Consider the following 22,597-nt stretch of genomic DNA (forward strand, 5'->3'; position numbering starts at 1 on the left):
TTTTACCTCGCGAAACATCGGTTGCCCTAGGCTTAACCGTGGTCAGAATGGAGGCGCGGGATATGCGGTAGCGCCGTGCCAAGGCGCTACTGCAGACGGCGGCCATGTCCTTCAACCATCGCCGAGCGCTGCGCCTAGCTCGTTTTAGCCGGCCTATGTGCGCCGAATATCGTGCGACCCTGGTCTTGAAGGTGCCGGCCTGGCGGATGCCGTTACTGCTGCTCTCGCTGGTGCAAGTTGATCATGCGGCCGTTCCCATCGGTCGTCCGGGACGAGTGAGGTATGCTGATCGCGTGACCGAGATTTTTAAGAATATGATGATGAATAAAGCACCACCATTTGACCCGCCATATATAACGACTACCGACACCATTGATGGTGCGCGCGCGGTGGAGACGCTCGCTGATGGCACGGAGCGGGTCGTTACGGCACAGGCCATCATCCACGGACGCGCCGTTTCGAGCCGGCCCGCGACGCCGGCACGTAAAGCCGTTAATCCAGTGGTGCACGGGAATGCGGAATCCATATTGTTCCTGGACGTGCCGTTTGCCGAGAAGGATAGTGTCAAGCGCCTAGGCGCAAGATGGGACGGGGCCATGCGCAAGTGGTACATCCCCCACGGCGTGGATGTGCACCTGTTCAGCCGCTGGTGGCCCGAGGCGTTGCAACTACAGATGCAGTCGTTTGGTCAGCTTTGAACTTACGGATGCCCCCGCTCCGGGGTGAGTGGCGTTTCTTGTGTCGCACTCATATTTGGATGGATATGGGTGTTAAGCGCCTTGCAGGCATCCTGCAAACCCATCTGCTTTTCTGGAGTGTGACATTGCTGGTGATGCTTGAGGATGATGCGGCGATGCTGGCGTTCATGTTTTGTTAGCGGATGGGCGCAAGCAGCATGGATGTTGAGTGTAAAAAGACGACCAACGGCTTGCTGGCAGATGCGGTGTCGGATGCGGCCGGAATCTGAACATACATGAAGGACCGGAATCGGCCAACAATAGGCATTCAGGAATTTCAAACGACCGTCTGCTTAATACCGTATTGCGGACGCTGGCAACACCTGAGGGGCCCTAGTGCTGCATTCATGCAACAATATTCACGCCAAGATAACGATCTTTCGCACCATCGTCAGCCAGAAATTCGGCATTACTTGCGGCATACACGACGCGGCCCTGTTCAATGATGTAATGACGGTCTGCAAGTTGCGTACAAACCTCCAGATTTTGTTCCACCAGGATGATGGACATGCCGGTCGCCTTGATCAGTTTCAATTGCGCGACGATTTCATCGACAATCACCGGTGCCAGACCTTCGACCGGTTCATCGAGCATCATCACTTTCGGATGCGTCATCAATGCGCGTCCTATCGCCAACATTTGCTGTTCGCCGCCGGACAACTGGCCGCCGCCATTCTTGCGCCTTTCCTGCAGGCGCGGGAAGATTTTGTACACATCTTTCAGTCCCCACGCGGAATCGCGCCGCGCCGCCATCGTCAGATTTTCTTCGACGGTCAGCAACTTGAAAATGCCGCGATGTTCCGGCACCAGACAAACGCCGCGCGACGCGATTTGGTAAGCCGGCAGGCCGACCACATTGTCGCCCTGAAAAACAACCTTGCCTTGATGCGGCCGCACGACGCCGACGATGCTTTTGAGCGTGGTGGTTTTGCCGGCGCCATTGCGACCAAGCAGCGTCACCACTTCGCCCTCTGAAACACTGACCGACACGCCTTGCAGGATATGGCTCTTGCCGTAATAGCTGTGGATTTCATCGACTTTCAGTATCATGCTCGCCCCCCGGTGATCATGCTGCCCAGATAAGCGCGACGCACGCGTTCATCGTTACGGATATCGTCCGGCTTGCCCTGAGCCAGTATCTGCCCCTGCTGCATCACGGTGATCTGGTCGGAAATATCCATCACGATATCCATGTTGTGCTCGATCAGCAGCACCGTACAGTTGTCGCGCAGGCCGTGGATTAGAAGCTTCATTTCAGCGATGTCATCTATCCCCATGCCGGAGGTCGGCTCATCGAGGAAAATGACTTTCGGCTGGCCCGCCATCGCCATACCGACTTCCAGGCGGCGTTGCTGACCGTGCGATAGTTCGGCCGACGCGCGCTGCGCGACACCATGCAAATTCAGTTGCCCAAGCAAGTCGTCGGCAATCTCGCAAGCCGCCGTTAGCGACTCTGCGCGCCGCCACGGATTGAGAGCTTGCGCCGGCCTTCGGCCTTGTGCCGCTAGCCGCAGATTTTCCCGTACGCTCAGATTCGGGAACAAGCTGGTGACCTGGAACGAGCGCGCCAAGCCTTTGCGCACGCGCTTGTAGCCGGGCAAGTGCGCGACTTCTTCGCCTTCGACCAGGATGCTACCTGCGGTGATCGGAGTGGTGCCGGTCAGTGTGTGAAACAGCGTGGTCTTGCCGGCGCCGTTAGGCCCGATCACCGAATGCACGATGCCAGGCATGATGTCCAGTGTGATGTTGTTGACCGCGGTAAACTTGCCATAGCGTTTGGTCACGTTCACTGCTTTCAGGATCGGGGTCGTCATGAATGTTTCTCCTTAGTGGCGCGGCTGTTCACGTTATCGGCGGCATCGGCACCGGGGTAAGCGCCGCACGGCGCCTTCAGACGTTGCAACAGCGACTGCGCGACACCGTACAGACCTTTGTGCATGTACAGGCTTACTGCTATCAACAGCAATCCGAGCAACATCAGCCAGCGTGGCCACAAGGTCGACAGCCAGTTGCCGATCAGCACATAGAATGCGGCGCCCAGCACCGACGCGAACAGATTGCCGGTGCCGCCGACGACGGTCATGATCAGAATCGATTCGCTGGCGTGGTATTCGATATTGGACAATGGCGCAAGGCCGGTCATCATCGCATGCAGCCCACCCGCCAGCCCGGTGACGGCGCCGGAGATAACAAAGGCCGCCAGCTTGAACAGCGAAATGTCATAACCGACCGCCGCCGCCCGCGTTTCATTGTCGCGTATCGCCAGCAAGGTGCGGCCCAGCACCGAATCGACGATGCGCTGCAATAGCCAGAATACCAGCACAAAAACGATCGCGACAAAGCTGTAGTACTGCCACGGCGTTGCAGTCGCCAATAAGGTTGTGCCGAACAGAGACAGGTTCGGGCGCGGGATATTGAGCAAGCCATTGTCGCCGCCGGTAATGTCCTTCATCGTGTACGCGAGGAAGTAAAACATTTGCGCGAACGCCAGCGTCAGCATGACGAAGTATGTGCCGCGCTGGCGAATCGAAAACCATCCGACCAGCAATGCCGCCAGTGCGCCGATAATCATCGCGATCAGCAGCGACGGCAGCAAAGGCACATGCAGATGCAGCAGCGACAGGCCGGTTGCATAACTGCCGACGCCCAGGAAGATACCCTGCCCGAATGACATCAGGCCGGTGTAGCCGAGCAGCAGATTGCAGCCCAGCGCCGCCAGCGCAAAGATCAGCACTTCGGTCGCCAGCGTACCCGAGCTGACTGTCAGCGGCAGGATCAGTACCGTCGCGGTGACCAGCAGCGTGTAGCGAAAATGCATGAAGTTGTTCATTGCCATTCTCCTCAGCTGGCCCGGCCGAACAGGCCGTTAGGGCGTAGCAGCATGACTGCCGCCATCGCGATATAAATCATCAGATGAGCACCCTCGGACCAGATCGTGCTCATCAGACTTTGCACGATGCCGACCAGTATGCCGCCCGCCAGCGCACCGAAGAAACTGCCGAGGCCGCCGATGACCACGACGACGAAAGCGATACCAAGCGCTTCGATGCCCATGAAAGGTTCGACGCCGCGGATCGGCGCCGCCAGCGCGCCGGCCAGGCCAGCTGTGAGCGCCCCGAGCGCAAACACCAGGCTAAATATACGGTTGATATTCAGGCCCAGCAGCGACACCATTTCCGTCGACTCGCTGCCGGCGCGCACGATAGCGCCCAGCCGGGTTCCTTCCAGCACCCACCACAACAGCAGGGCCATCACGGCGGTGAACGCGATGACGAAGAGACGATATTTCGGAAAAACGAAATTGCCCATCATCACCACACCTTGCAACGAATCGGGTGGTGAAATATTGTTGCCCAACGGTCCCCAATAAGAGATCACCGCTTCTTGCAATACCAGCGCAAGCCCGACCGTAAACAAAATATGAAAGTGATGCGGCAACGCATAGATATGTCGCAGCACGAATTTTTCTATCAGCCATGCAAACGCCCCGACCGCCAACGGCGCGACCAGCAGCGACCACCAGAAGTTCAGTCCCATCTCTCCAAGCTGAAAACTGAAATAGGCGCCGAGCAGGAAAAATGCGCCATGCGAAAAATTGACGAAGCGCAGCAAGCCGAACACGATGCTCAATCCTACTGCAAGCAGGAAATACAACATGCCGATCCCTACGCCGTTTGCGACTTGCAGCAGATATATATTCATGACATCTCAGTACCCGTGATTTGACAGACAGCGGCGATGCTCCAAATCATCGCCGATACTTCGCTCAAGCGATCTTGCACATGGTTTTGTCCAGCGGCAGGAACGACTTGCCGAACGAAACGATGTCCGCGTAATCGTTCTTGCTGCGCATTTTCGATTTCGCCTTGCCTTTGAGCAGGTAGTAATTTTTGAGCACTTGATGATCGCCCTTGCGGATTTCTTCGGTGCCGGTCAGACCTTCGTATTTCATTCCTTCCATCGCTGCGATCACGGCTTTCGGGTCAGTGCTGTTGGCCTTGATGATCGCGTCCAGCAGGATCTTGGTACAGATGGAAGAACTGGCAAGACTGTAATTGGGATCGATCGTCAGGCTGGAATTGACAAACTTCACGAATTCCTTGTTGAACGGCGAATCGATCGCATGCCAGTATTGCGCGCCGAAATACACGCCGTCGCAAATGTCCGCGCCTAGCGTTTCAAACTGTTCCAGGCCGGAGGCCCAGGCCATCAATATCGTCATATGGTTTTTCATGCCGAAGCTGACCGCCTGGCGCAAGGTGTCGGACGACTGCGAACCGAAATTCAACAGCAGCAATACATCGGGTTTGGCTGCCATCGCATTGGTCAGATAGCCGCTGAATTCCTTTTCGGCGAGCGAGTGATAACTGTTGCCGACGTGCTCAATGCCCTTTTCCTTGAAGACCGCCTTGGCGGCGCTGAGCAAGCCGTCGCCGAACACATATTGCGGTGTGATCGTGTACCAGCGTTTCGCATTCGGCAGTTTATCGAGCAAAGGACGCACGGTTTGTCCGATCGCGCCGAAAGTGGGGGCCGACCAGCGGAAAGTGGCGCGATTGCATTCGGTGCCCGTGATCTCGTCCGCGCCTGCATAAGTGATGAAAATGCTGTTGGCCTTTTCCGCTTCCTTGCCCATGGCCAGCGCTTCCGACGACAGGCTACCGCCAGCAAAAAAGTGCGTTCCCTTTTCTATAGCCTCTTGCATTTTTCGTACCGCGGTTGCCGGTTTCCCTTCGGTATCGATCGCGGTGTAGCTGAGATTTCTACCTAGCACTTTTCCGTATTTCTGCAGCATCAGCTTCATGCCCATGTCTGCAAATTTTCCGTTGGCAGCAAACGGGCCGGACATCGGCACCGGGCAGCCAAATTGAATGACATCCGATTGCGCAAACACATCACCGAATGACAGTGCGCCAGGTGCTGCAAGTGCGGAAAGCTTAAGAAAACCGCGACGATTGATCATAATTCCATCTCCAAAAATGACGGTTCATTAACAGCTTGCATCTACAATTTTTAACGCAAGTTCTGCACCAACTACTGAGAAAATTTCGATCAGAAGCGATGACGGATACCAAGTGCCATACTGTTGCCGACGGTTTGATCTGTGATCTTGTCGTACATATAGACCGCATACAGGTCGGTGCGCTTCGACACATTGTAGTCATAACCCAGCGACGCCGTATTGCGCTTGAGTGAAGCACCGATGGCAGCACCTTCACGCTTGGTATTGGCCCACGACGCCAGAATCGCGCCAGCGCCGACCGGGATGCTGGCTCCTAGCTGGACTGTCTGGTCCTTCAGGTCAATGTCGTGCGACGTCTGGTCGTAAGTTGCAAACAGCTTCGCGATTGTCAGGTCATAGCTGCCACCGACAAACCATGCTGACTGGCGCGCTGCCATCATGCCGCTTGGTAGTGGAATGTTGGTTGTCGGTTGTACGTTGTTCGGTGAAACTTCCAAAGGATTGTTGACTTGAACCCGTTGGTAGTAAGCGGTCAACCCCAGCGGGCCGTGGAAGTACAACAGGTTAGCACCGACATTATTTTTTCCGGTATTGCCGGCCACCTCGCCAAACTGGTAATGCAGGTTGGCCTTCAGACCAGCAAAGTTAGGTGTTGTATAAATGATCTCATTGCTCCAACCGGTATCGCCCGCAACCGAGTTAGTCCAGCCGGATGCATTGAACCTAGGGACATCCATGTGCAACATCAATGGCGATAGCTTGAATGAGCCACCGAACGGATTGAACAGAGTCGATGGCAGGAAGTTCGGTGCCAGATCGCGCCCTAGTGATACGGCACCAAAGCTGCCGGACAGGCCGACGTTAGCATCGCGCGAGAACAGCGTTTCGCCTTCATTGAAACGACCGGAAGCACCAGTGTCGGAGCGGAAGAACGAGGTCAGCTTGAAGTTGGCATTGAGTCCATTTCCTAGATCTTCAGAACCCTTGAAGCCGATCCACGAGGTTGTCATTCCGCTGCTGTTAACGACGCTGGTACGTCCGGAATCGCCGCTGTATTTCAACGAACCGACATAAGTGTCGATCACACCGGCAACCGAGACTGAGGTTTGTGCCATTGCCGGAATAGCCATCGCTCCGCCAAGGGCGATAGCGAGTTGCATTTTTTTGAACCTGCATTGAGTTGGGTGCATCCTGTCTCCTGATTTTTATAAGTTCGATATGAATTTCTGGTTTTATATTTTAACTACGACCAGCAGTTATGGCTATTGCAGAACGATGATCCGTGGAGCCGCCACGGCGGGTAAAAAACAGAAGATGTCTTGCAATCAATTCACCTGAGTTTGTAAAGCACCGACCTAAGCATGGCGATGCTGATGATGTTTTCGGCGATTACACTTAGGATTTCCACTTCTTTTCCGAGCCGGCGAAAATTACCTATTCCAGCGGACAGAAGTGGCCATGCTCGGCTTTCCATGGCGGAAAATTCTTCGGTGACATCCGCCAACCGCAGCCACTTTCAGCAGATACAAGACCCCATCAACAATCGCTTTTTCTTGTGCGTCGGCTTTCCGCTTCGCTTTTCAATTGGAATAAAGTGACCTTCTATCATTGCCGATTCACCTGACTTAGCGTCGCTTTGGTATGCTTCATAACAATCTAAAAACTTGATTTGTGCATGAAAACTATTTCTTGTTTTTTCATGATTTATTTTTTATTTAATACAAAAATTGAGATTGAAAATCCTCCAATCAAGGCTTGAATAGAAGTCAACTTTATTCAACGCACTCTTTACAACACAGCTAAAACACAGATGCGTTTATGCCTTATTTAGGTAAGTCTCGGCCAACCGTACCCAGTAAGTCGCACCGATCGGCAACAAGTCATCATTGAAGTCATAGCTTGGATTGTGCAGATTGCATGGCCCTAAATGATGTCCTGAGTCGCGGTGTTCACCGCCTCCATTGCCGATGTGAACATAGCAGCCTGGCTTTTCGAGTAGCATGAAAGCGAAATCCTCGGAAGCTAGGCAAGGCTCCATTTGTATATCGACCTGATCTGTACCAACAATCGCGCGCATCACGTCGATCGCAAACGCGGTTTCTTTCGCATGGTTCACGAGCACTGGGTAATTCCGGCGGAACTGGAATTCCAACTGCGCATCAAACGCGGAAGCTGTGTGCTGTGCGATGTCGCGCATGCGTTGTTCGATCAAGTTCAGTACGTCGATGCTGAAGGTGCGTACTGTACCAATCAGTGTCGCCTCATCCGGAATCACATTGACCGCGCTACCGGCATGAATTTGCGAGATCGAAAGCACGCCCAGGTCGAGCGGGCTTTTGTTAAGCGTGATGATGGTTTGCCAGCTTTGTGCAATCTGCACAGCGATCATGATGGGATCGATCGCTTTATGGGGCTGTGCAGCATGACCACCTTTGCCTTTGATTGTCACTTTAAATTCGTTGAGAGACGCCAGCATTGGTCCTGGTGTCACGCCAAAGGCGCCAACTGCCATCCCTGGAAAGTTGTGCATGCCGAATACAGCCTCCATCGGACATTGCTCAAACAAGGCATCATCAATCATCCGTTTCGCGCCAGCGCCACCCTCTTCCGCCGGCTGGAAAATCAGGTACACAGTGCCATCAAAATTACGGTGTTTAGCCAAATAACAGGCAGCGCCCAATAGCATCGCAGTATGACCGTCATGGCCGCAAGCGTGCATCTTGCCTTCATGCTTGGACGTGTAATGGAAGTTGTTCAGCTCCTGCATCGGCAATGCATCCATGTCGGCGCGCAAGCCGATCGCGCGATCGCTACAACCATTCTTGACGATACCGACTACGCCAGTCACGCCCAAACCGCGTAACACTGGGATACCCCAATCAGACAACTTTTGCGCAATGATATCGGAGGTGCGGTTTTCTTCGTAGCAGAGTTCTGGATGCGCATGAATATCGCGCCGGATTTGCTGTAACTCGGTGTGGAACTGGAGAATGGAATCGATCAGTTTCAAGATAAGCTCTCGTTTGTTGTCGTTGAATTTACTCTAATGAACCAGAAAGGAATTGCTAGAAACGGGTACTGTTTTTTATTTTTAGCCACCATATTCGGATCACGATGTTCTTCAATTTTTGCTTGGTGCAAGAAATAGCGTTATTTGAGACTCCGCACGCAAACCCCATCTCATTGGTCATGACGATTGTCGTGCATCCCACTTTTCCAGCGCTTACATGGCGCGCATATATCTGTTAGCAATTCCGGATTGAGAGCCGAGATCGGCTCGTCAAGCTGCATCAGTTCGGGTCCATCGCCAGCGCACTTGCAACGGCGACACGCTGCTGCTGGCTGCCAGATAGATGAGATGGATAGCAGATGATCAAACCGAACTCCAATAGCAAGCCACGAATCCAGTTTGCTGTCGGTCCCTGGACCATCAGCTTGACTGTATTCAAACGGTACAATCCGTCTTTTGATGATCGTAACTTGCCTGCCTATAAGTAGGTAGACACCATTTTGTTATGCTGACAACTGGCAGTTGTCTCCTAGGATATTCATGAAATTACATCAGCTACAAGCATTAGTCGTGATCGCAGAGACCGGCAGCATCCGAGCTGCAGCACGCATTCTTGGAATATCGCAGGCCGCTGTTACTAAAGCCTTGCGTGAACTGGAAACCGAACAACAGCTACCGCTGGCATTGCGCAATGCCAGTGGTATTAGCTTTACCGAATACGGCAAGGCACTCCTGACCCACGCCCGGCTCATCGTCGGTCAGTTAAACCGTGCACAAACGGAGCTGGCGCAATTTCGCGGACAAGGGAAAGTCCAGTTAAGCATTGGCATTACACCATGGGTCATACTGGCTTTTTTACCAGAAGTCGTGACGCGCTTTCGCCAACAGATGCCAGACGTCCAATTAGAAATCTTCGAGGGTCTGATGGGCGTCTCACAATCGCGTTTGCGTCACGGCGACATGGACTTCGCGATCAGCCAACATTTGAATGACGTGATGGCACAAGAATTTTCTAGTCAAGTGCTACTCAGCTATCGGTCGTGGGTAGCAGTCCGGAGCGGTCACCCGCTTCAGAGCTGTAGCTCAATTCATGGTCTGCTTGAGCATGACTGGGTAGTAAATTATGCGACAGATGGTCGTGAAGCCTTCATGGATAACCTGTTCTGGCAACATGGCGCATACATCGACGAGAACCGGATCATACGTGCGCACTCTCTCGGACTTTTGCAAACTTTGGTAGAACAAGCTGGGATGATCGGTTTTTATCCCGGTCCACTGCTTGTCACTTTGCCGCTCCGCGAACGCATGGTCGTGCTACCGCTAAAAGAGCAATTTCAACTGGCAAGGCTTGGTATTATCACCCGTCGCGATAACACACTCAGTAGTGCTGCACAGTGCTTTATTGATTGCCTAATATATGTAATCCGTCGTCATTTTCGGTCTGCAAGTAGCGACGATCGCTTACTCTTCGACTCGCTGGAGTTACTGATCTGAACTTAATGCCAGCACGTGTGAGGGTATTGTCAACTTAACAGGCTGTTGAAAGATCCCCCGGGCCTGTCAATAGATGGGCGCGGGTATACTTTGTGTAGTCAAAGCAATTTATCTGTTAAATCCATTCGCAAATCCGAGGTCACCCAACACGCCATGTTCAGCTACCGTTCGCTGGAAGAGCGCAGTCCTGCGGCATTTTCCCAAGCTGATGATGTACCTCAGGTGTTGCCAGCGTCCGCAATACGGTATTAAGCAGACGGTCGTTTGAAATTCCTGAATGCTTCTAAAGGGTCGAACTCGGACCTTCGCAAATGACGCAGTTCGGCCACAACCAGCCAGTCGAGAAAGTTCTCGATTACAGTCATTCGCGCTGATATCCTCGTCGACTTGATCCATCAAATACATTGGCTGACGAAACGGATTGAGATATTTGGATAGCTCCTTGATCAATTAAAATAGCGGCCTGTGACACAGCTACCAATCTCATGCCCATGATTCTTGATCACGATATTGCAACGCGGTTTATTGAGACCTACAAACGATTCCTTCTTGCCATAGATGTCGACACGCATGGATTAGATTTGGAAGTCACATTGCTCGAAAAAATGCAAAGGGCACGCAAGAAACTGATGGCGGAACCATCATTGATGGAGCGGTATATTGCGCATGCTAGGCAGACCGATGGCTACGATACAAATATGCTTGGTGCCGTCAAGACACTCAAGATCGGTTCCTGGGTCTATCTGCGGGACACCCGCTCTTACTCGATATTCATTCAGGCGGATAGTTCAGTTGCCTTTGGCGTCCTAGGTTTGACCGACCGCATTCGAGACATTGTCGGCGGTTCCGGTAAATTTTTTGAGGCAGGTGTTATCGAGATCAACAGCCACTATGTCTGTGACGGTTTAATCGCTGGCGTAGTGTTACTCGGCAAAGGTTACATGCAAAGTTACACCAAGACGCTGGCAACATTGCGTCAGCAAGGGCATTTCCATACACATGACTCGCAATCCGTCCAATCAGCAAACGCCAAATAATCATAAGCAAATGATGCAACCAAAATTCTTGCAAGAGCAAGGCCTGCCTGACGGGCAAAATGTGGCTAAAAGCGGAAGGTCGCGTATGTATCGTCGTACGTCCGCTTCCAGCCTCATCGCATATTCGCATCGACCTTGCCACCCTTTCGCATACGAAAGTTGCCAGCGTTTCGCATTTCAAAATAGCCACCAATTCGCATTTCAAACTGCCACCACAAGTTCGACAGTCAAGCAAGCAGTCGAACTTACGATGCGATTATTTCGCGATTGATTTCTTGTTGTGCAGTGCTGGCGTGCGCTACCACCTTGCAGTGAAGAAAATGACTGGCTTAAATCAGCCGGCCAACAGCAGCCATTTGTGGCGCTCCATGTCCTGCTTTCGGTATACTGCTCTTTTAGATCTCAGTTGGGGTCGAACATGAACAATGAGAAACGCCACGCAAAGACACAGACGCTCGACATCTCGTTTTTCGATACCGGGCCTGTCGACGGTCCGTCAGTCATCCTGTTACATGGGTGGCCCGATTCGGCAAGAGCTTGGAAGGGCGTCGCCAGCCGGCTGACTTGCGCGGGCTTTCGAACCGTCATCCCTGAGCTTCGCGGCACGGGCGATACCCGCTTTCTGCGAGCAGATGCCGTGCGCGACGGATCGGGTGTGGCTCTCGCACAGGACGCCATCGATCTCGCCGATGCAATCGGCCTCGACCGGTTCGACGTCGTCGGCCACGACTGGGGCGCCCGCGCCGCGTACACGCTCGCTGCACTCTTTCCGCACCGCGTTCGTCGCATCGCAGCGCTGGCCCTGGCGTTCCAGCCTTACGGAAAGTTCGAGCTTCCAGCATTTTCCCAAGCCAGAAAATTCTGGTACCAGTGGTTCATGGCGCTCGATGACGGCCCTGCTGCAATCCGCGCCGACGCGAAAGGTTTTGCGCGGATTCAATGGGACACGTGGTCCCCGCCCGGTTGGTTCGATGACGAGGAGTTCACGTTGACCGCGTCGGCCTTTGACAATCCCGATTGGGTTCCAATTTCCCTCAATGGGTATCGGAGACGCTGGCGGAAAGACGAACCATCGGACCCGGCGTATTCGGAGCTCGCAGAACGGCTGCGTACAATCGATCGAATCGCAACGCCGACGCTGATGGTACAGGGCGCCGCGGATCAATGCGATGAACCGAACTCATCGGAAAACCTGGAACAGCATTTCACGGTGGGATACAGACGCCTTTTGATGAACGGTGTCGGACATTTTCCGCCGAGGGAAGCGCCGGACGATGTGGCAGATGCGCTGGTTGAGCATCTGCGTTGATCGAGTCGGCTTGAGCACGGCGGAGCGGTCGAAATGTCCCGTGCCGGCCATCAAGAGACATTGGGCGTCCCGCGCTCTACGTCAGGTCAAGACTGGTTGCGGTCACTGGGCTTCGATGGAACGCGAACCAGTTCTATCCAAAATGCGTTCTTCGCCTACATTGGCACGAACGGGAGCTTAAGTGGGTAGACCGGCCGTTGACGGAAATTTCTTAACGAGCGGCTGGTTTTCCAAGGCCTGGCGGGCAGGTCCGACGCTGCTTTGCTGCCAGTCACCCGTGACGCCTGAATGGCCGGTGTCAGTCTGAAGCGGGCCGTTAATCTTTACTGTGCCACCGTCGGCACACAGCGCTCCGATCGAAAGCTGCGAACGAAGCAGAACGATCCCGGATAGGCTGTTACGGCTGCAGGTTGTGGACGTCAAACGCCGTTTCTTGTGGTGGCGGGGTCAACCCGCCCTTGATGCCCTGTTGCATTCGGGGCATCAGGATGCCGTCGCGGAACTGCTCCCAACTCTCCTTGGAGTCGTGGACAGCCACGATCGTCCAGCCGCCAGCCGACGGACCAGCCGCGTGGAAGATCTGGCCTTTCGGCAGGCTCTCCCTGCTCGGATGCACCGCCGCGATTGACGCCTCGTACTGCTCCTTCGTTCCACCAGGGAAGTAATGCACGATCCCGTATGCCATTTTCGTTCTCCTTTCAGCTTAAAGGAGCCGCCTGTCGCGGCCCTTGATGTTGACGCATAAAGTGAAATCCTCAACGCGCAGCGGTTTAGGTCAACTTTGTTATCGGGAGACAGTTTTGCTGCGCCGCTTCGCGCGAAGCCGTATGGCCGCTTTCTGCCATGATGCTGAACGCGTACAAAAATCGGCCACAAGCTGCCGGTGGTCGCCGAAGAGAGCCTCTTGTCACGTCATTTGTTCAGCTTAGCCAAACGCCGATGACATACAAGCGAAATGTAACGAGGCCAAATGCGGACATTGACGTATCTCTTGTGATGAAACAAATTTCTGCCAATGTTTTCACGATAGCATGCAACGGGCCATCAGAATGGCTGGCCGTCAGCATCCGGCCAAAGGAGACCTTCAAGGGCAACGCAAGAATTTCCGCGTAGCGGACATTGACGGCCAGTTGCTTCAGCACGAAACGGCCGGTAGTGTATGCTAAATTAGTAGCCCACTAATCACTCAAGGAGAATGATTATGTCCACAGAAGACGAAGTGCGCAAAGCATCAGAACAGTTCTACGCAGCGTTGAATAACATGGCCAATGGGGATGCCCGGCCACTGTCAGACATCTGGTCGCACGGTGAGGTCGTAACGGCCATGCATCCGATTGGCGGACGGCAGGTCGGTTGGGACAAAGTCCAAGAATCATTTCAGCAAGTGGCCCAGATCGCATCAGAGGGACAGATAAGACTGGATGATCAGATGATTCAGGTCATAGGAGATCTGGCCTACGAACTGGGTTCTGAGCGTGGGCAGGCTAAGTTTGCTGAACAACAGGTTACCTTGGATCATCGCGTTACAAACATCTACCGCCGCGAGGCGGGTAGCTGGAAGATCGTCCATCACCACACGGATGTTTCTCCGGCGATGTTGGATGTTCTTAAGGGGATGCAGGCCAAGACGTAATCAACCTATCCTGCCATCTTGGGTGAAATGTGAATGTGGACTTGACCTGTGTCGATGAGCAGGGTTGGCCAATTCTGAGCCCCAGCGAGCTGAAAAGCATCGTGCGGTATCTTGGGATCGAGGTCGACGATGCTCTAGAGATCGCCGAACAGACGGAGGTGTAGTCCCGCCAGACTGGTCACGACCGCCGAACGCGACGGTCGCTGACTGGCCATTATGGAACGCTTTCCATAACGGCCAATAGCCGCCTACCAAGCTTCAACTGCAAAGCGGTCATCCCATATTTATGAGAAGTCTTGTGCTTCGCAAGATGTCGTGGTTTGGATATTGGGGTGCTACTTAAAGGAGTTCGTCATGACAGTCGTCACTTCGCCAAACCAGCAATTCACGGTAAGCCATCTCAACGAAGATGACTTCAAAACAGGGGGTCTTCGCAGCTATTCGTCCTATCGAGACTTAGGGGTTGCAATGGCGACCAACGGGGCTGCCACGGCGCACGTCATTCGGATGATTGCACCGTTTTCAGAAAGCTTCAGCCAGCGGCACCATCACGATGTGCAATTCCAGCTCATATATGTCCTCAAAGGCTGGTTCAAAAGCGAGTTCGAGGGGCACGGAGTCCAGACCATGAAAGAAGGTTCATGCTGGATACAACCACCAAATATTCGACACACCGTCGTTGGATGGTCGGATGACTGCGAGTTGCTTGAAGTCATCCTCCCAGCGGAGCATGAAACCGTCGTCGACGAGTAACTCTGGCATTTTTCGCGCGAGTTCTCTGAGAAGTGAGTTTGGCGATGAATTGTCTGAAATGCAATTAAAGTACACCAACACTGTTTGGCACGACGTATCAGTTTCTTTATTGTTACTGCCTCAAGTCGTAGTGACGCGATAGACCCGAACTCTGAACCGGAAACGTGCGTCGCTCGTGCGTCCGCTTTTGGCACGGTCAAATGACCGCAATGGGTCGAAACCCGCCCGCCAGGCGTTGGAAAACCAGCCGCTCGTTGATAAATTTCCGTCAACGGCGGGTCTACCCACCTAAGCCGCCGTTCGTTCCAATGTAGACGAAGAACGCATTTTGCATAGAACTGGTTGGCGCTCCATCGACGCCGAGTGACCGCAACCAGTCTGTAGCAGACCTTAGAACGCAGATGCTTGACCGGCAGGTCTTGGCCGACAGTTCCCATTGGTATTCTAAGCCCGAATGGCCGTTGACAATACACAGCTGCCGTTCAGCTCGGAATATTTACTTCGCATCACGAACGGCCGCTTCCATTTTTTCACCCTTGCGGTGAATGGCCGCTTTCGTTTTTCGTCGATGACGGCTCAGGGTCGATACCGGTCTGTCGGGGCAGACAGCATGCAGCCATTCACGATCCGGGTGGTCAACTCCATCAGGGATGGTCAGCTCGGGCCGGCGCAGCAGGTCAGCGAGAACCGGCGCGGTGGTCAATTCGCACCAGCGTCTGCAGGTTGTGAGTTGCGCAGAGGTTCAGCAGGAAACGCCGCCTGTGACATGGAAACGGGCGGCCATCTTGAAGTTTTGTGGAACTGTAGAACAGTTGAAGCAGGGCAAAGAGCGGTCTTATTGGGGTTTGGCGTATTTTGCGACGCCTGTTACATCGAACAACACACAACGTTGGTTTCCAACTACCCAGGCATCATGCCCAGGGGGCATATAAAAGACATCGCCCGGCCCGTATTCCATCTCAGATCCATCGTCCATTTTAACGACCATTCGCCCTTCAAGGATGGTGCCTGTATGAGCTGCTTGGCAAGAATCCGTTCCTGCTATCGGTTTCACGTGCAGACTCCAGCGCCAACCAGGTTCGAACTCGCCACGGCCCATTGTGTGGTTGCCGAGTGTAAAGACAGCTACCTTGCCTTTTCCATCTTTGAATGGGCGGACTTCGTCCGGCTTGTCCAAAGATTTTTTCTCTAACGACGCACTCATCGCATGACCCTCCAAGTAAGTTGTAGGCGAGTATGGTATTGGCGAATCAGGATAATTGAGCAGTGAAAGTGGTTGAACCAGATGCGCCTTTATCGACTAATCTGTTTTGAGGTTTGAACTCAAACTGAATAATTCAATATAGGTCAGTGCATCGCAAGCGCAATACGTGGTGTTGTTACATCACAGGAGAGGATCGACCTATTGATATGACGCAGACTCTGCCGGATTTTTCTCAATAGGATGTGGAGATCCGTTATTGAGAAAATCCCGTCATATCACAGACCGGGCCATATTTCCTTTGCGGAGTACATAGGCCTCGACCGGGATCGCCGCGCCTGGGCTTTTTTAATAACACTCGGAAGGAGGGTGCATTATGAACAAATTAGTCCGGCTTTTCATTGGTGTGCTGGTTCCTGTGTTCATGTTGGCAGCAGGCATTGTGAATCAGGCAATGGCGCAGGACAAGGCGACAGCGGCTCCATTAAAGGAGGAATTGACGGTACTGCTGGACAACGATAAGGTGCGGGTCGTAGAGCAAAGACTCAAACCAGGCGCCGAAAGCGAAAGTAGGGCGCGCCCCTATCGCGTCGTACGCGCCTTAAAGGGAGGAACACTCCAACGCATCTACCTCGACGGCACGAAAGAAATTCGTCAATGGAAGACCGGTGAAGTGCGGGTTGATGAGTCAACCGATGCCTCCTATATAGTCAAAAACATCGGTAAAACCGAGACTGTCCTTTACGTGGTGAACCTAAAATGACGTAGGCAGCACGATGCACCAAACCCTTATTGCGGAGTAATGCCGCTCAGACAAGCGATTTTCTGAGAACGCGAACGGCATAACGCTTGGGTTGGGCTTTAACGACTCGACCGCCTGTGCGACCGGGTCGTTTTCGTTGAGGAAGGTGACTATGCGTGGGCGCCGAGTCTGCAGCAAGGCGGGCAATTTGCCTTGCCCGCAGGTGACCGCCGCCCAACGCAGTGTTGCCGATCGCTGAAATATATCTCCACATTTTCACACTCGGTTGACACACGTGCGAATGGCTTGAGCCAACATTGTAGCGGCGCTACTTCACGTCCGCATATTCGCATCAAACTTGCCACCTTTTGGCAAGCTGATCGTTTTTCGGGCAGACGAAAAATTGTTTCAGACAGGCTGGTTCGTTGAATCTCTATGCACGCAGGTGCTGGTGATCTTCATTATCCGCACTCGGGGGAACCCACTGAAAAGCCGCGCCCATCCACTGCTGACGGCAACCTCTCTGGCGGTTGTGGCTATCGCGGTGCTGTTGCCGTTTACGCCGATTGGAACGTATTTCCGATTTGTGCCACCGTCTGCCAAGTTCTATTTCATTCTCGGGGCCATGGTGCTTGTCTATCTCTTCGTTGTTGAATTGGCCAAGCAGGGCTTCTACAGATGGTCAGCGGCTGGACGGTGGCCGCGCAGATCTGTCACCCGGGCTTAGCCCGTCAGCCTCTATAGGCGGCATAAGTTCAGGCAACGTCTTAAGACGGAACAATGCATCCTTCGCTTCTCATCATCGGATGAACGTCCGTTCATGGGCGAGGCTAATGGAATGGTCGTCCCCTTCCTGAAACGGCATCGAAGTGCCAAAGTGGCGGCACCCAACGTTCCCACTTGCAGAGGACTATGCGTTCAAGGCATCCGTCGCGAAGGCATACGAGGGATAGACATTCCATCATTCAGGTGTTGCGCAGATATTTTGGTGCGCGACCTGACATGAATCCTGTTTTGCTCGGGGCAAACGACTTTTTGTAACATCACGCCGCCCTCGCATTCTCGCTCTCATGCGCGAAGTTCGCTTCCATCAACGCCAGGATCATCACGGATGAAAAAATTAGGGCGTTCCCTTCATGCTAGGATTCCTATTCCTTTATTAACGGAGTCTCTCGTGAAGACAAAGTTTATGGAATTGACTGATGACGAAGCGGCCATATTTGGCGCTGCGGTGGAATTAACAAAAGCGCAGGTGCTGCAGGCAATATCCATCGTGAGCGCGGTAACCGGTCGAGACGCCGAAGAACTTGACGCAAGTTTGGTCGGCGCGGTGGTCCAGACGTTAGCGGCCAACCAGTCCGCATTAGTGATGAGCCGGCGAGATTTCACGGGGTAGGGTTTGATGATGTTCATGCTGTCACCGAACACACTGTGCGGGTACGACGGGCTTGCGGCACTGGACTGGCTGCTCAGTTTATCTTGGACGTGCCGTTCAGCGCGAATTGAAATGCGCTGTCAAGTCGAGCTGGCATATATACAAATAGAGCCGTCGAGTTCTCTATTTAAAACGATTTTCTATATTCAGCAGAGTTGGGGGCAATGCACAGCGTAGTCCGTCCCCTCAAGATATTGTTTTTGTGTTGCAAAATAGGATCTGTCCCGGCCTTGGTAGATGTTTTGCATTTAGGTCGCTTGAGTCCACGGACAGTAAACCGTGATGGCATTTCCAGAGCGAAGAGCAATTGAACCTAAGCCATGAGCACGAATTCCATACCCACATATTCGCGTACCAAAAGCGCTCCCAACCCCTCGACTTCTCGCACCGCCTATGCCTGTTGCCATTGATTACCAGACCATTCTTGCAACCATTTGCGCCGAAGTGCAGCCTTTGCTCTCGCAAGGCAAGGTGGCCACGTATATTCCCCAACTCGCCAAGGTGTCGCCGCGGCACTTTGGCATGGCAGTGTATTGTCTGGACGGCCAGACGTTTTCGGTAGGCGATGCAGATCAAAAATTCTCGCTGCAAAGCGTGACCAAGTTATTTGCGCTGGCACTCGCATTTTCGCGGGAAGGCGATACGATCTGGTCGCGCGTCGGGCGCGAGCCTTCTGGCAGCCCATTTAACTCCCTGGTGCAATTGGAGTACGAACGCGGCAAACCGCGCAATCCCTTTATCAATGCTGGGGCACTGGTGATCACAGATATTTTGTCCAGCCGTTTTGTGCAATCCGATATTGCGATCCTGCAGTTCGTTCGCATGATTGCTGATCAGCCAAATATCGATTTTGATGCGACGGTTGCCCAGTCTGAACGCGAAACCGCGCATCGCAATTATGCGATTGCACATCTGATGAAGGATTTCGGTAATCTGCATAATCCGGTCAAGACCGTGATCGACAGTTATTGCCGCCAGTGCTCCATCACCATGAGCTGTGCCGAGCTAGCCAAGGCAGGCAGTTTTTTAGCCCAGCATGGCACCGTGCCATGGAGTGGCGCGCAGATACTCGGTGCCAGCTCTTCCAAGCGCCTAAATGCCCTGATGCTGACTTGCGGCACTTACGATGCAGCAGGCGATTTTGCCTATCGCGTGGGCTTGCCGGCCAAGAGCGGCGTCGGTGGCGGCATTCTGGCATTGGTACCCGGAGAACTGGCAGTGGCAGTCTGGTCACCCGGGCTGGACGCCACCGGCAACTCGCTGGCCGGCACTTATGCGTTGGAGCGGTTTACCACATTGACGGCGCGCTCCATTTTTTAGCGAAGAAACGACAATATCAACAAAAATGGCGAATGAAAACCTTGCATCCGCCGTTTTTTTGACTGCTAGGGTCTGTTAATAGGTCTCTGCACAAACGTGAAAACTTCCCCTGCCACGCACCGTTTTCCGGTGTGCAGTGGGTTGCCCGGTGGACTAGCCGCCAACCAACCAGCGCTGCCCGCGAGCCCGCTTGAGCGCGCGCGAGCGAGAGGAGCATCGAGGGGCTATCTTCTATCGAACACTGTCCTTGCCCCCGCAATCGCGTTATATCGCAAGCACGGATTTAGCACGCTATCGGAGGGGCCGCACCCAGTGTACGCTCACTGCAACATCGTCATGGAAAAAAAGTGGGGGGAGTCCATCCCATCATTCCAGCGGACTGCCCTCGGTGGCCGCTGAAGTCTGGCGTTTGGCAGCAAAGGAGGACGATAATGATCACTGATGGCTATACCATTCCACAGCTCGTGGCTGACCTAAAGCAAGTGTGCGCGAGGTTCAACGATGAGCGCGAAATTCTTGCTGGTATTCGTCCACTTGCGCACCGTGCTGCCCGCGCCAAAGCAAACTGGCTTGAGGACCGCATGTACCACGCCGACCCAGATCAGGGGTTCGGCGTCTATTTACTGCACGAGGAACCCAACCACACGCTGGCTATTCTGGCTGTGAGCTGGCTTCCGCATCGAGGCGCCCCGCCGCACGACCACGGCACGTGGGCGGTAGTCGCAGGAGTAGACGGCCCAGAGAAGAACGAATTTTATGAGCGAGTGGATGACAATAGTCGGCAGGGTTACGCCGAACTCAAGAAGGTCGGCGAGAAAGTATGCAATGTAGGCGATGTCATAGCTATGCCACGAGGCATGATACATAGCGTTTGGAACGATTCTGACGTGGTCACCGTCTCTCTTCATATCTACGGGAAGCACATCAACCATACGGGACGGTCACAGTTTGATCTGGAAAAACGCATGGAGATGCCGTTTGTTGTGAAGGTTGAGGGTTGAATACTGTGCCTACACCGAGCACCCAAGGAACAAGGGCGATTTCTTGCAACTTCAGCCGCAGTGCCTCGCGCGAGCGCAGGCTACGGTCATGCGTCGGGACGGCGGCAGTGGATGGCTCTACCTCGCCGCCAGCCAATGAGGCATACCCCCTCCATCGAGCGGGCGTGCCCCGGCAAGCCGGCACGCCGCTCATGTCGTTGGGCGTCATGAAGATGCTCGTCGTACGAATTGCAGCGCTCGTCCTACCCGGTCTTGCGTGTTCGGCGTTCGCCGCGAGTCCAGACTGCGCCGGCGTCGAAAGATGGGCAACGTCGATGGCATTCGTTCATTTGAAGAATGCCGGACTCACGGACAACGAGAGGCCCGACTTCACAAAGACGAAGACTGTTCGCCTCGATTCGGTCAATTTGCACCAGCACCTGCAGATTTGGAAGAACGAATTTTTATCAAGCGCCAGCGTGTCGCAAAATCTGTATTGCCAGGCGGAAGTTCGATCACGCAATGCAGATGATCGGGTAGTACGACTCAGGCGTGGATGGTAAATGGATGATTGACCCGAACGTGCCATCCTTGTAGGAGGCGGGTATGCTAGATCTATGTAGAACTCCGCCGGGAGTATCAACAGTCCCGTCGATCAGGCAAGGAGGTGGTTATGAATATCAGCTTTCCACGCGGCATTGAGCCGCATATAGACTCCAGCGAAGGGGTTGCATTCCAAGCTGTTGTCGATGGTGACATAGTTTGGTGCGTCATATCACGCGAAGCGCTTGAGGACCACTTCGACCTCACATCTTCATCGGGGCAAAGCTGGGTTAGCACCTTTAAGCAAAATAGGGCGCGCATCGAAGAAGTTGCCACTCGCCTGTTGGAGCGCAGCAGTGGAACCGAGAGGCTTCTGAGTACTGGAGAATTCTGACGGCTCATACAAATTAGTTCAGACTTGATCCGACATCGCATGTCGGATCAAGTCTGAACTAATTTGTACTTGAAAGGTGTACTTGAAAGGCTGGAATCGGCCAACATCGGTCATTTGTGGCTCGCCTCGATTCCGGTCATTCGATTCCGCGCGGATAGCAGGCTGACCTGAACTCGGCATTCAAATGCATTGCTGACAAGATGTCGAGTGCCGGTCGGCTACGCTCCTCCTCCTATACCTTGGCCGGCAACGCCGCTGCAATCTGCTTCATCAGAGGGGCCGCCTGAGCCTGCGACACGAGGTTGCGGTTCCAGACCATGACCTGCTGCAAGTGGTAGTCCAGCACGCCTGACCCGTTGGGCCGGAATATGAACAACACTCCGTGGAGGGTGCCCTTAATGTGCGCGTACTTCGCCGCACGGACCTGGAATTCCTCGGTGTCTCCAGCCTTCGTGTCTTGGAACAGACCGAATACCCCGCGCCGGCAATGCTCTGGCACCTCGAGGTCGCCGTACATCGTCAGGGTACAGTCGAACGCGTCGGGCGTCTCCAGTAGGATGTCCGAGATGCACACGACGACGATGTTCACAATGCCCGCCCCATTCTGCAGGAACTTGACTGGTGAGCCATCCGGTTTCTGAACCTTCCTGAGGATGGTCGATTGCAGGCGGAAGATTTCGTCCGTCTGTCCATCGCCGTCCTTCATGGCTGCGTAGACTAGGCCTTGCGCCAGTTGCTCGGCGATGTGGTTAGCAGTCGGCTGGTCCTGTTGTTGCAACTGCAGCTCGAAGAATACGGCGTCGCCGGTCTGGGCAGCCAGCTTAAAGTCAACCGAGCTGGTTTGCTCGGAGACCTGCTTGACCTCGTATGCGAGAGGCATTCCGGCGGTCTCAAATTGGTGGGCAAAGGTCACTTCCAGCAAGAACGCGAGAAAGTTGCTCTTGTTGTTGGCATTGGCAAGCGTCTTGAATAGTGCGCCATAGCGCCCCGTTGCGTATTCCACACCAAACTGGACACCGATTTCACGGCAAACTGGACACCCATTC

General features: G+C 53.8%; 26 protein-coding genes and 1 pseudogene. 13 read left to right on the plus strand and 14 right to left on the minus strand.

Features of this window, described 5'->3' with window-relative positions:
• Positions 1-104: 104 nt before the first annotated feature.
• Positions 105-698, plus strand: a complete 594-nt coding sequence (locus tag ACFOFO_RS19180; protein WP_390332443.1) for a DUF5710 domain-containing protein — start codon at positions 105-107, stop codon at positions 696-698.
• A 2-nt stretch (positions 699-700) separates the two neighbouring features.
• Here the strand turns inward: ACFOFO_RS19180 and ACFOFO_RS19185 are convergent, their stop codons facing one another.
• From ACFOFO_RS19185 to ACFOFO_RS19225, 9 genes are all read right to left on the minus strand, one after another.
• Complete coding sequence (locus tag ACFOFO_RS19185; RefSeq protein WP_390322508.1) at positions 701-1,018, minus strand: hypothetical protein; 318 nt, start codon at positions 1,016-1,018, stop codon at positions 701-703.
• A 64-nt stretch (positions 1,019-1,082) separates the two neighbouring features.
• Positions 1,083-1,787 (minus strand): ABC transporter ATP-binding protein, encoded by a 705-nt coding sequence (locus ACFOFO_RS19190; protein ID WP_390322510.1) that lies wholly within the window; start codon positions 1,785-1,787, stop codon positions 1,083-1,085.
• Positions 1,784-2,551, minus strand: a complete 768-nt coding sequence (locus ACFOFO_RS19195; protein WP_390322511.1) for an ABC transporter ATP-binding protein — start codon at positions 2,549-2,551, stop codon at positions 1,784-1,786. The genes ACFOFO_RS19190 and ACFOFO_RS19195 overlap by 4 nt, the downstream gene beginning before the upstream one ends.
• On the minus strand, positions 2,548-3,567 hold the full coding sequence (locus ACFOFO_RS19200) for a branched-chain amino acid ABC transporter permease (RefSeq protein WP_390322512.1): 1,020 nt from the start codon (positions 3,565-3,567) through the stop codon (positions 2,548-2,550). The genes ACFOFO_RS19195 and ACFOFO_RS19200 overlap by 4 nt, the downstream gene beginning before the upstream one ends.
• 11 nt (positions 3,568-3,578) lie before the next feature.
• Entirely contained in the window at positions 3,579-4,439 is an 861-nt protein-coding gene (locus tag ACFOFO_RS19205) for a branched-chain amino acid ABC transporter permease (RefSeq protein ID WP_390332445.1), read from the minus strand.
• A gap of 64 nt (positions 4,440-4,503) precedes the next feature.
• The gene (locus ACFOFO_RS19210; RefSeq protein WP_390322513.1) at positions 4,504-5,700 is read right to left on the minus strand and encodes an ABC transporter substrate-binding protein; all 1,197 of its coding nucleotides are present in this window, start codon (positions 5,698-5,700) and stop codon (positions 4,504-4,506) included.
• Between the two features lie 89 nt (positions 5,701-5,789).
• Positions 5,790-6,860, minus strand: a complete 1,071-nt coding sequence (locus ACFOFO_RS19215; protein WP_390322515.1) for a porin — start codon at positions 6,858-6,860, stop codon at positions 5,790-5,792.
• 656 nt (positions 6,861-7,516) lie between these two features.
• Positions 7,517-8,710, minus strand: a complete 1,194-nt coding sequence (locus ACFOFO_RS19220; RefSeq protein ID WP_390322516.1) for a M20 aminoacylase family protein — start codon at positions 8,708-8,710, stop codon at positions 7,517-7,519.
• Between the two features lie 280 nt (positions 8,711-8,990).
• Positions 8,991-9,149: a hypothetical protein gene (locus tag ACFOFO_RS19225; RefSeq protein ID WP_390322517.1), complete on the minus strand. Its 159-nt coding sequence runs from the start codon at positions 9,147-9,149 to the stop codon at positions 8,991-8,993.
• A gap of 101 nt (positions 9,150-9,250) precedes the next feature.
• On the opposite strand from ACFOFO_RS19225, the gene ACFOFO_RS19230 reads away from it, so the two are divergent.
• The 3 genes from ACFOFO_RS19230 to ACFOFO_RS19240 all read left to right on the plus strand — a co-directional run bounded on the left by ACFOFO_RS19230 (position 9,251) and on the right by ACFOFO_RS19240 (position 12,550).
• Complete coding sequence (locus ACFOFO_RS19230) at positions 9,251-10,204, plus strand: LysR family transcriptional regulator (protein ID WP_390332447.1); 954 nt, start codon at positions 9,251-9,253, stop codon at positions 10,202-10,204.
• Between the two features lie 485 nt (positions 10,205-10,689).
• Entirely contained in the window at positions 10,690-11,241 is a 552-nt protein-coding gene (locus tag ACFOFO_RS19235; RefSeq protein ID WP_390332448.1) for a hypothetical protein, read from the plus strand.
• 418 nt (positions 11,242-11,659) lie between these two features.
• On the plus strand, positions 11,660-12,550 hold the full coding sequence (locus ACFOFO_RS19240) for an alpha/beta fold hydrolase (RefSeq protein ID WP_390322521.1): 891 nt from the start codon (positions 11,660-11,662) through the stop codon (positions 12,548-12,550).
• Between the two features lie 397 nt (positions 12,551-12,947).
• On the opposite strand, the gene ACFOFO_RS19245 is transcribed toward ACFOFO_RS19240, so the two are convergent.
• Entirely contained in the window at positions 12,948-13,235 is a 288-nt protein-coding gene (locus ACFOFO_RS19245) for a hypothetical protein (RefSeq protein ID WP_390322522.1), read from the minus strand.
• Positions 13,236-13,470: 235 nt separating this feature from the next.
• Complete coding sequence (locus ACFOFO_RS19250; protein ID WP_390322524.1) at positions 13,471-13,692, minus strand: hypothetical protein; 222 nt, start codon at positions 13,690-13,692, stop codon at positions 13,471-13,473.
• A 59-nt stretch (positions 13,693-13,751) separates the two neighbouring features.
• Between ACFOFO_RS19250 and ACFOFO_RS19255 the strand changes: the two genes are divergently transcribed.
• From ACFOFO_RS19255 to ACFOFO_RS19265, 3 genes and pseudogenes are all read left to right on the plus strand, one after another.
• A complete protein-coding gene (locus ACFOFO_RS19255; RefSeq protein ID WP_390322525.1) occupies positions 13,752-14,183 on the plus strand; it encodes a YybH family protein in 432 nt (143 codons plus the stop codon).
• A 71-nt stretch (positions 14,184-14,254) separates the two neighbouring features.
• A pseudogene (locus ACFOFO_RS19260) lies at positions 14,255-14,347 on the plus strand (integrase); the annotation flags it as partial.
• Between the two features lie 190 nt (positions 14,348-14,537).
• A complete protein-coding gene (locus tag ACFOFO_RS19265; RefSeq protein WP_390322526.1) occupies positions 14,538-14,936 on the plus strand; it encodes a cupin domain-containing protein in 399 nt (132 codons plus the stop codon).
• A gap of 496 nt (positions 14,937-15,432) precedes the next feature.
• On the opposite strand, the gene ACFOFO_RS19270 is transcribed toward ACFOFO_RS19265, so the two are convergent.
• Entirely contained in the window at positions 15,433-15,639 is a 207-nt protein-coding gene (locus ACFOFO_RS19270) for a hypothetical protein (protein WP_390332451.1), read from the minus strand.
• Positions 15,640-15,771: 132 nt separating this feature from the next.
• Positions 15,772-16,140 (minus strand): cupin domain-containing protein, encoded by a 369-nt coding sequence (locus ACFOFO_RS19275; protein WP_390322528.1) that lies wholly within the window; start codon positions 16,138-16,140, stop codon positions 15,772-15,774.
• A gap of 373 nt (positions 16,141-16,513) precedes the next feature.
• On the opposite strand from ACFOFO_RS19275, the gene ACFOFO_RS19280 reads away from it, so the two are divergent.
• The 6 genes from ACFOFO_RS19280 to ACFOFO_RS19305 all read left to right on the plus strand — a co-directional run bounded on the left by ACFOFO_RS19280 (position 16,514) and on the right by ACFOFO_RS19305 (position 21,551).
• The gene (locus tag ACFOFO_RS19280) at positions 16,514-16,900 is read left to right on the plus strand and encodes a cupin domain-containing protein (protein WP_390322529.1); all 387 of its coding nucleotides are present in this window, start codon (positions 16,514-16,516) and stop codon (positions 16,898-16,900) included.
• Between the two features lie 337 nt (positions 16,901-17,237).
• The gene (locus ACFOFO_RS19285) at positions 17,238-17,606 is read left to right on the plus strand and encodes a cation transporting ATPase C-terminal domain-containing protein (RefSeq protein ID WP_390322530.1); all 369 of its coding nucleotides are present in this window, start codon (positions 17,238-17,240) and stop codon (positions 17,604-17,606) included.
• Positions 17,607-17,990: 384 nt separating this feature from the next.
• A complete protein-coding gene (locus ACFOFO_RS19290) occupies positions 17,991-18,275 on the plus strand; it encodes a hypothetical protein (protein ID WP_390332452.1) in 285 nt (94 codons plus the stop codon).
• A 444-nt stretch (positions 18,276-18,719) separates the two neighbouring features.
• The gene (locus tag ACFOFO_RS19295) at positions 18,720-19,634 is read left to right on the plus strand and encodes a glutaminase (RefSeq protein ID WP_390332459.1); all 915 of its coding nucleotides are present in this window, start codon (positions 18,720-18,722) and stop codon (positions 19,632-19,634) included.
• Positions 19,635-20,065: 431 nt separating this feature from the next.
• Positions 20,066-20,635: a cysteine dioxygenase family protein gene (locus ACFOFO_RS19300; protein ID WP_390332454.1), complete on the plus strand. Its 570-nt coding sequence runs from the start codon at positions 20,066-20,068 to the stop codon at positions 20,633-20,635.
• A 652-nt stretch (positions 20,636-21,287) separates the two neighbouring features.
• Positions 21,288-21,551: a DUF1488 family protein gene (locus tag ACFOFO_RS19305; RefSeq protein WP_390322533.1), complete on the plus strand. Its 264-nt coding sequence runs from the start codon at positions 21,288-21,290 to the stop codon at positions 21,549-21,551.
• A gap of 232 nt (positions 21,552-21,783) precedes the next feature.
• On the opposite strand, the gene ACFOFO_RS19310 is transcribed toward ACFOFO_RS19305, so the two are convergent.
• On the minus strand, positions 21,784-22,597 hold an 814-nt coding region (locus ACFOFO_RS19310; RefSeq protein ID WP_390332456.1), incomplete at its 5' end, for a hypothetical protein.

The sequence above is a fragment of the Pseudundibacterium arcticum genome, from assembly GCF_042646465.1.
GTDB classification, from domain to species: Bacteria; Pseudomonadota; Gammaproteobacteria; order Burkholderiales; family Burkholderiaceae_D; genus Undibacterium_A; species Undibacterium_A arcticum.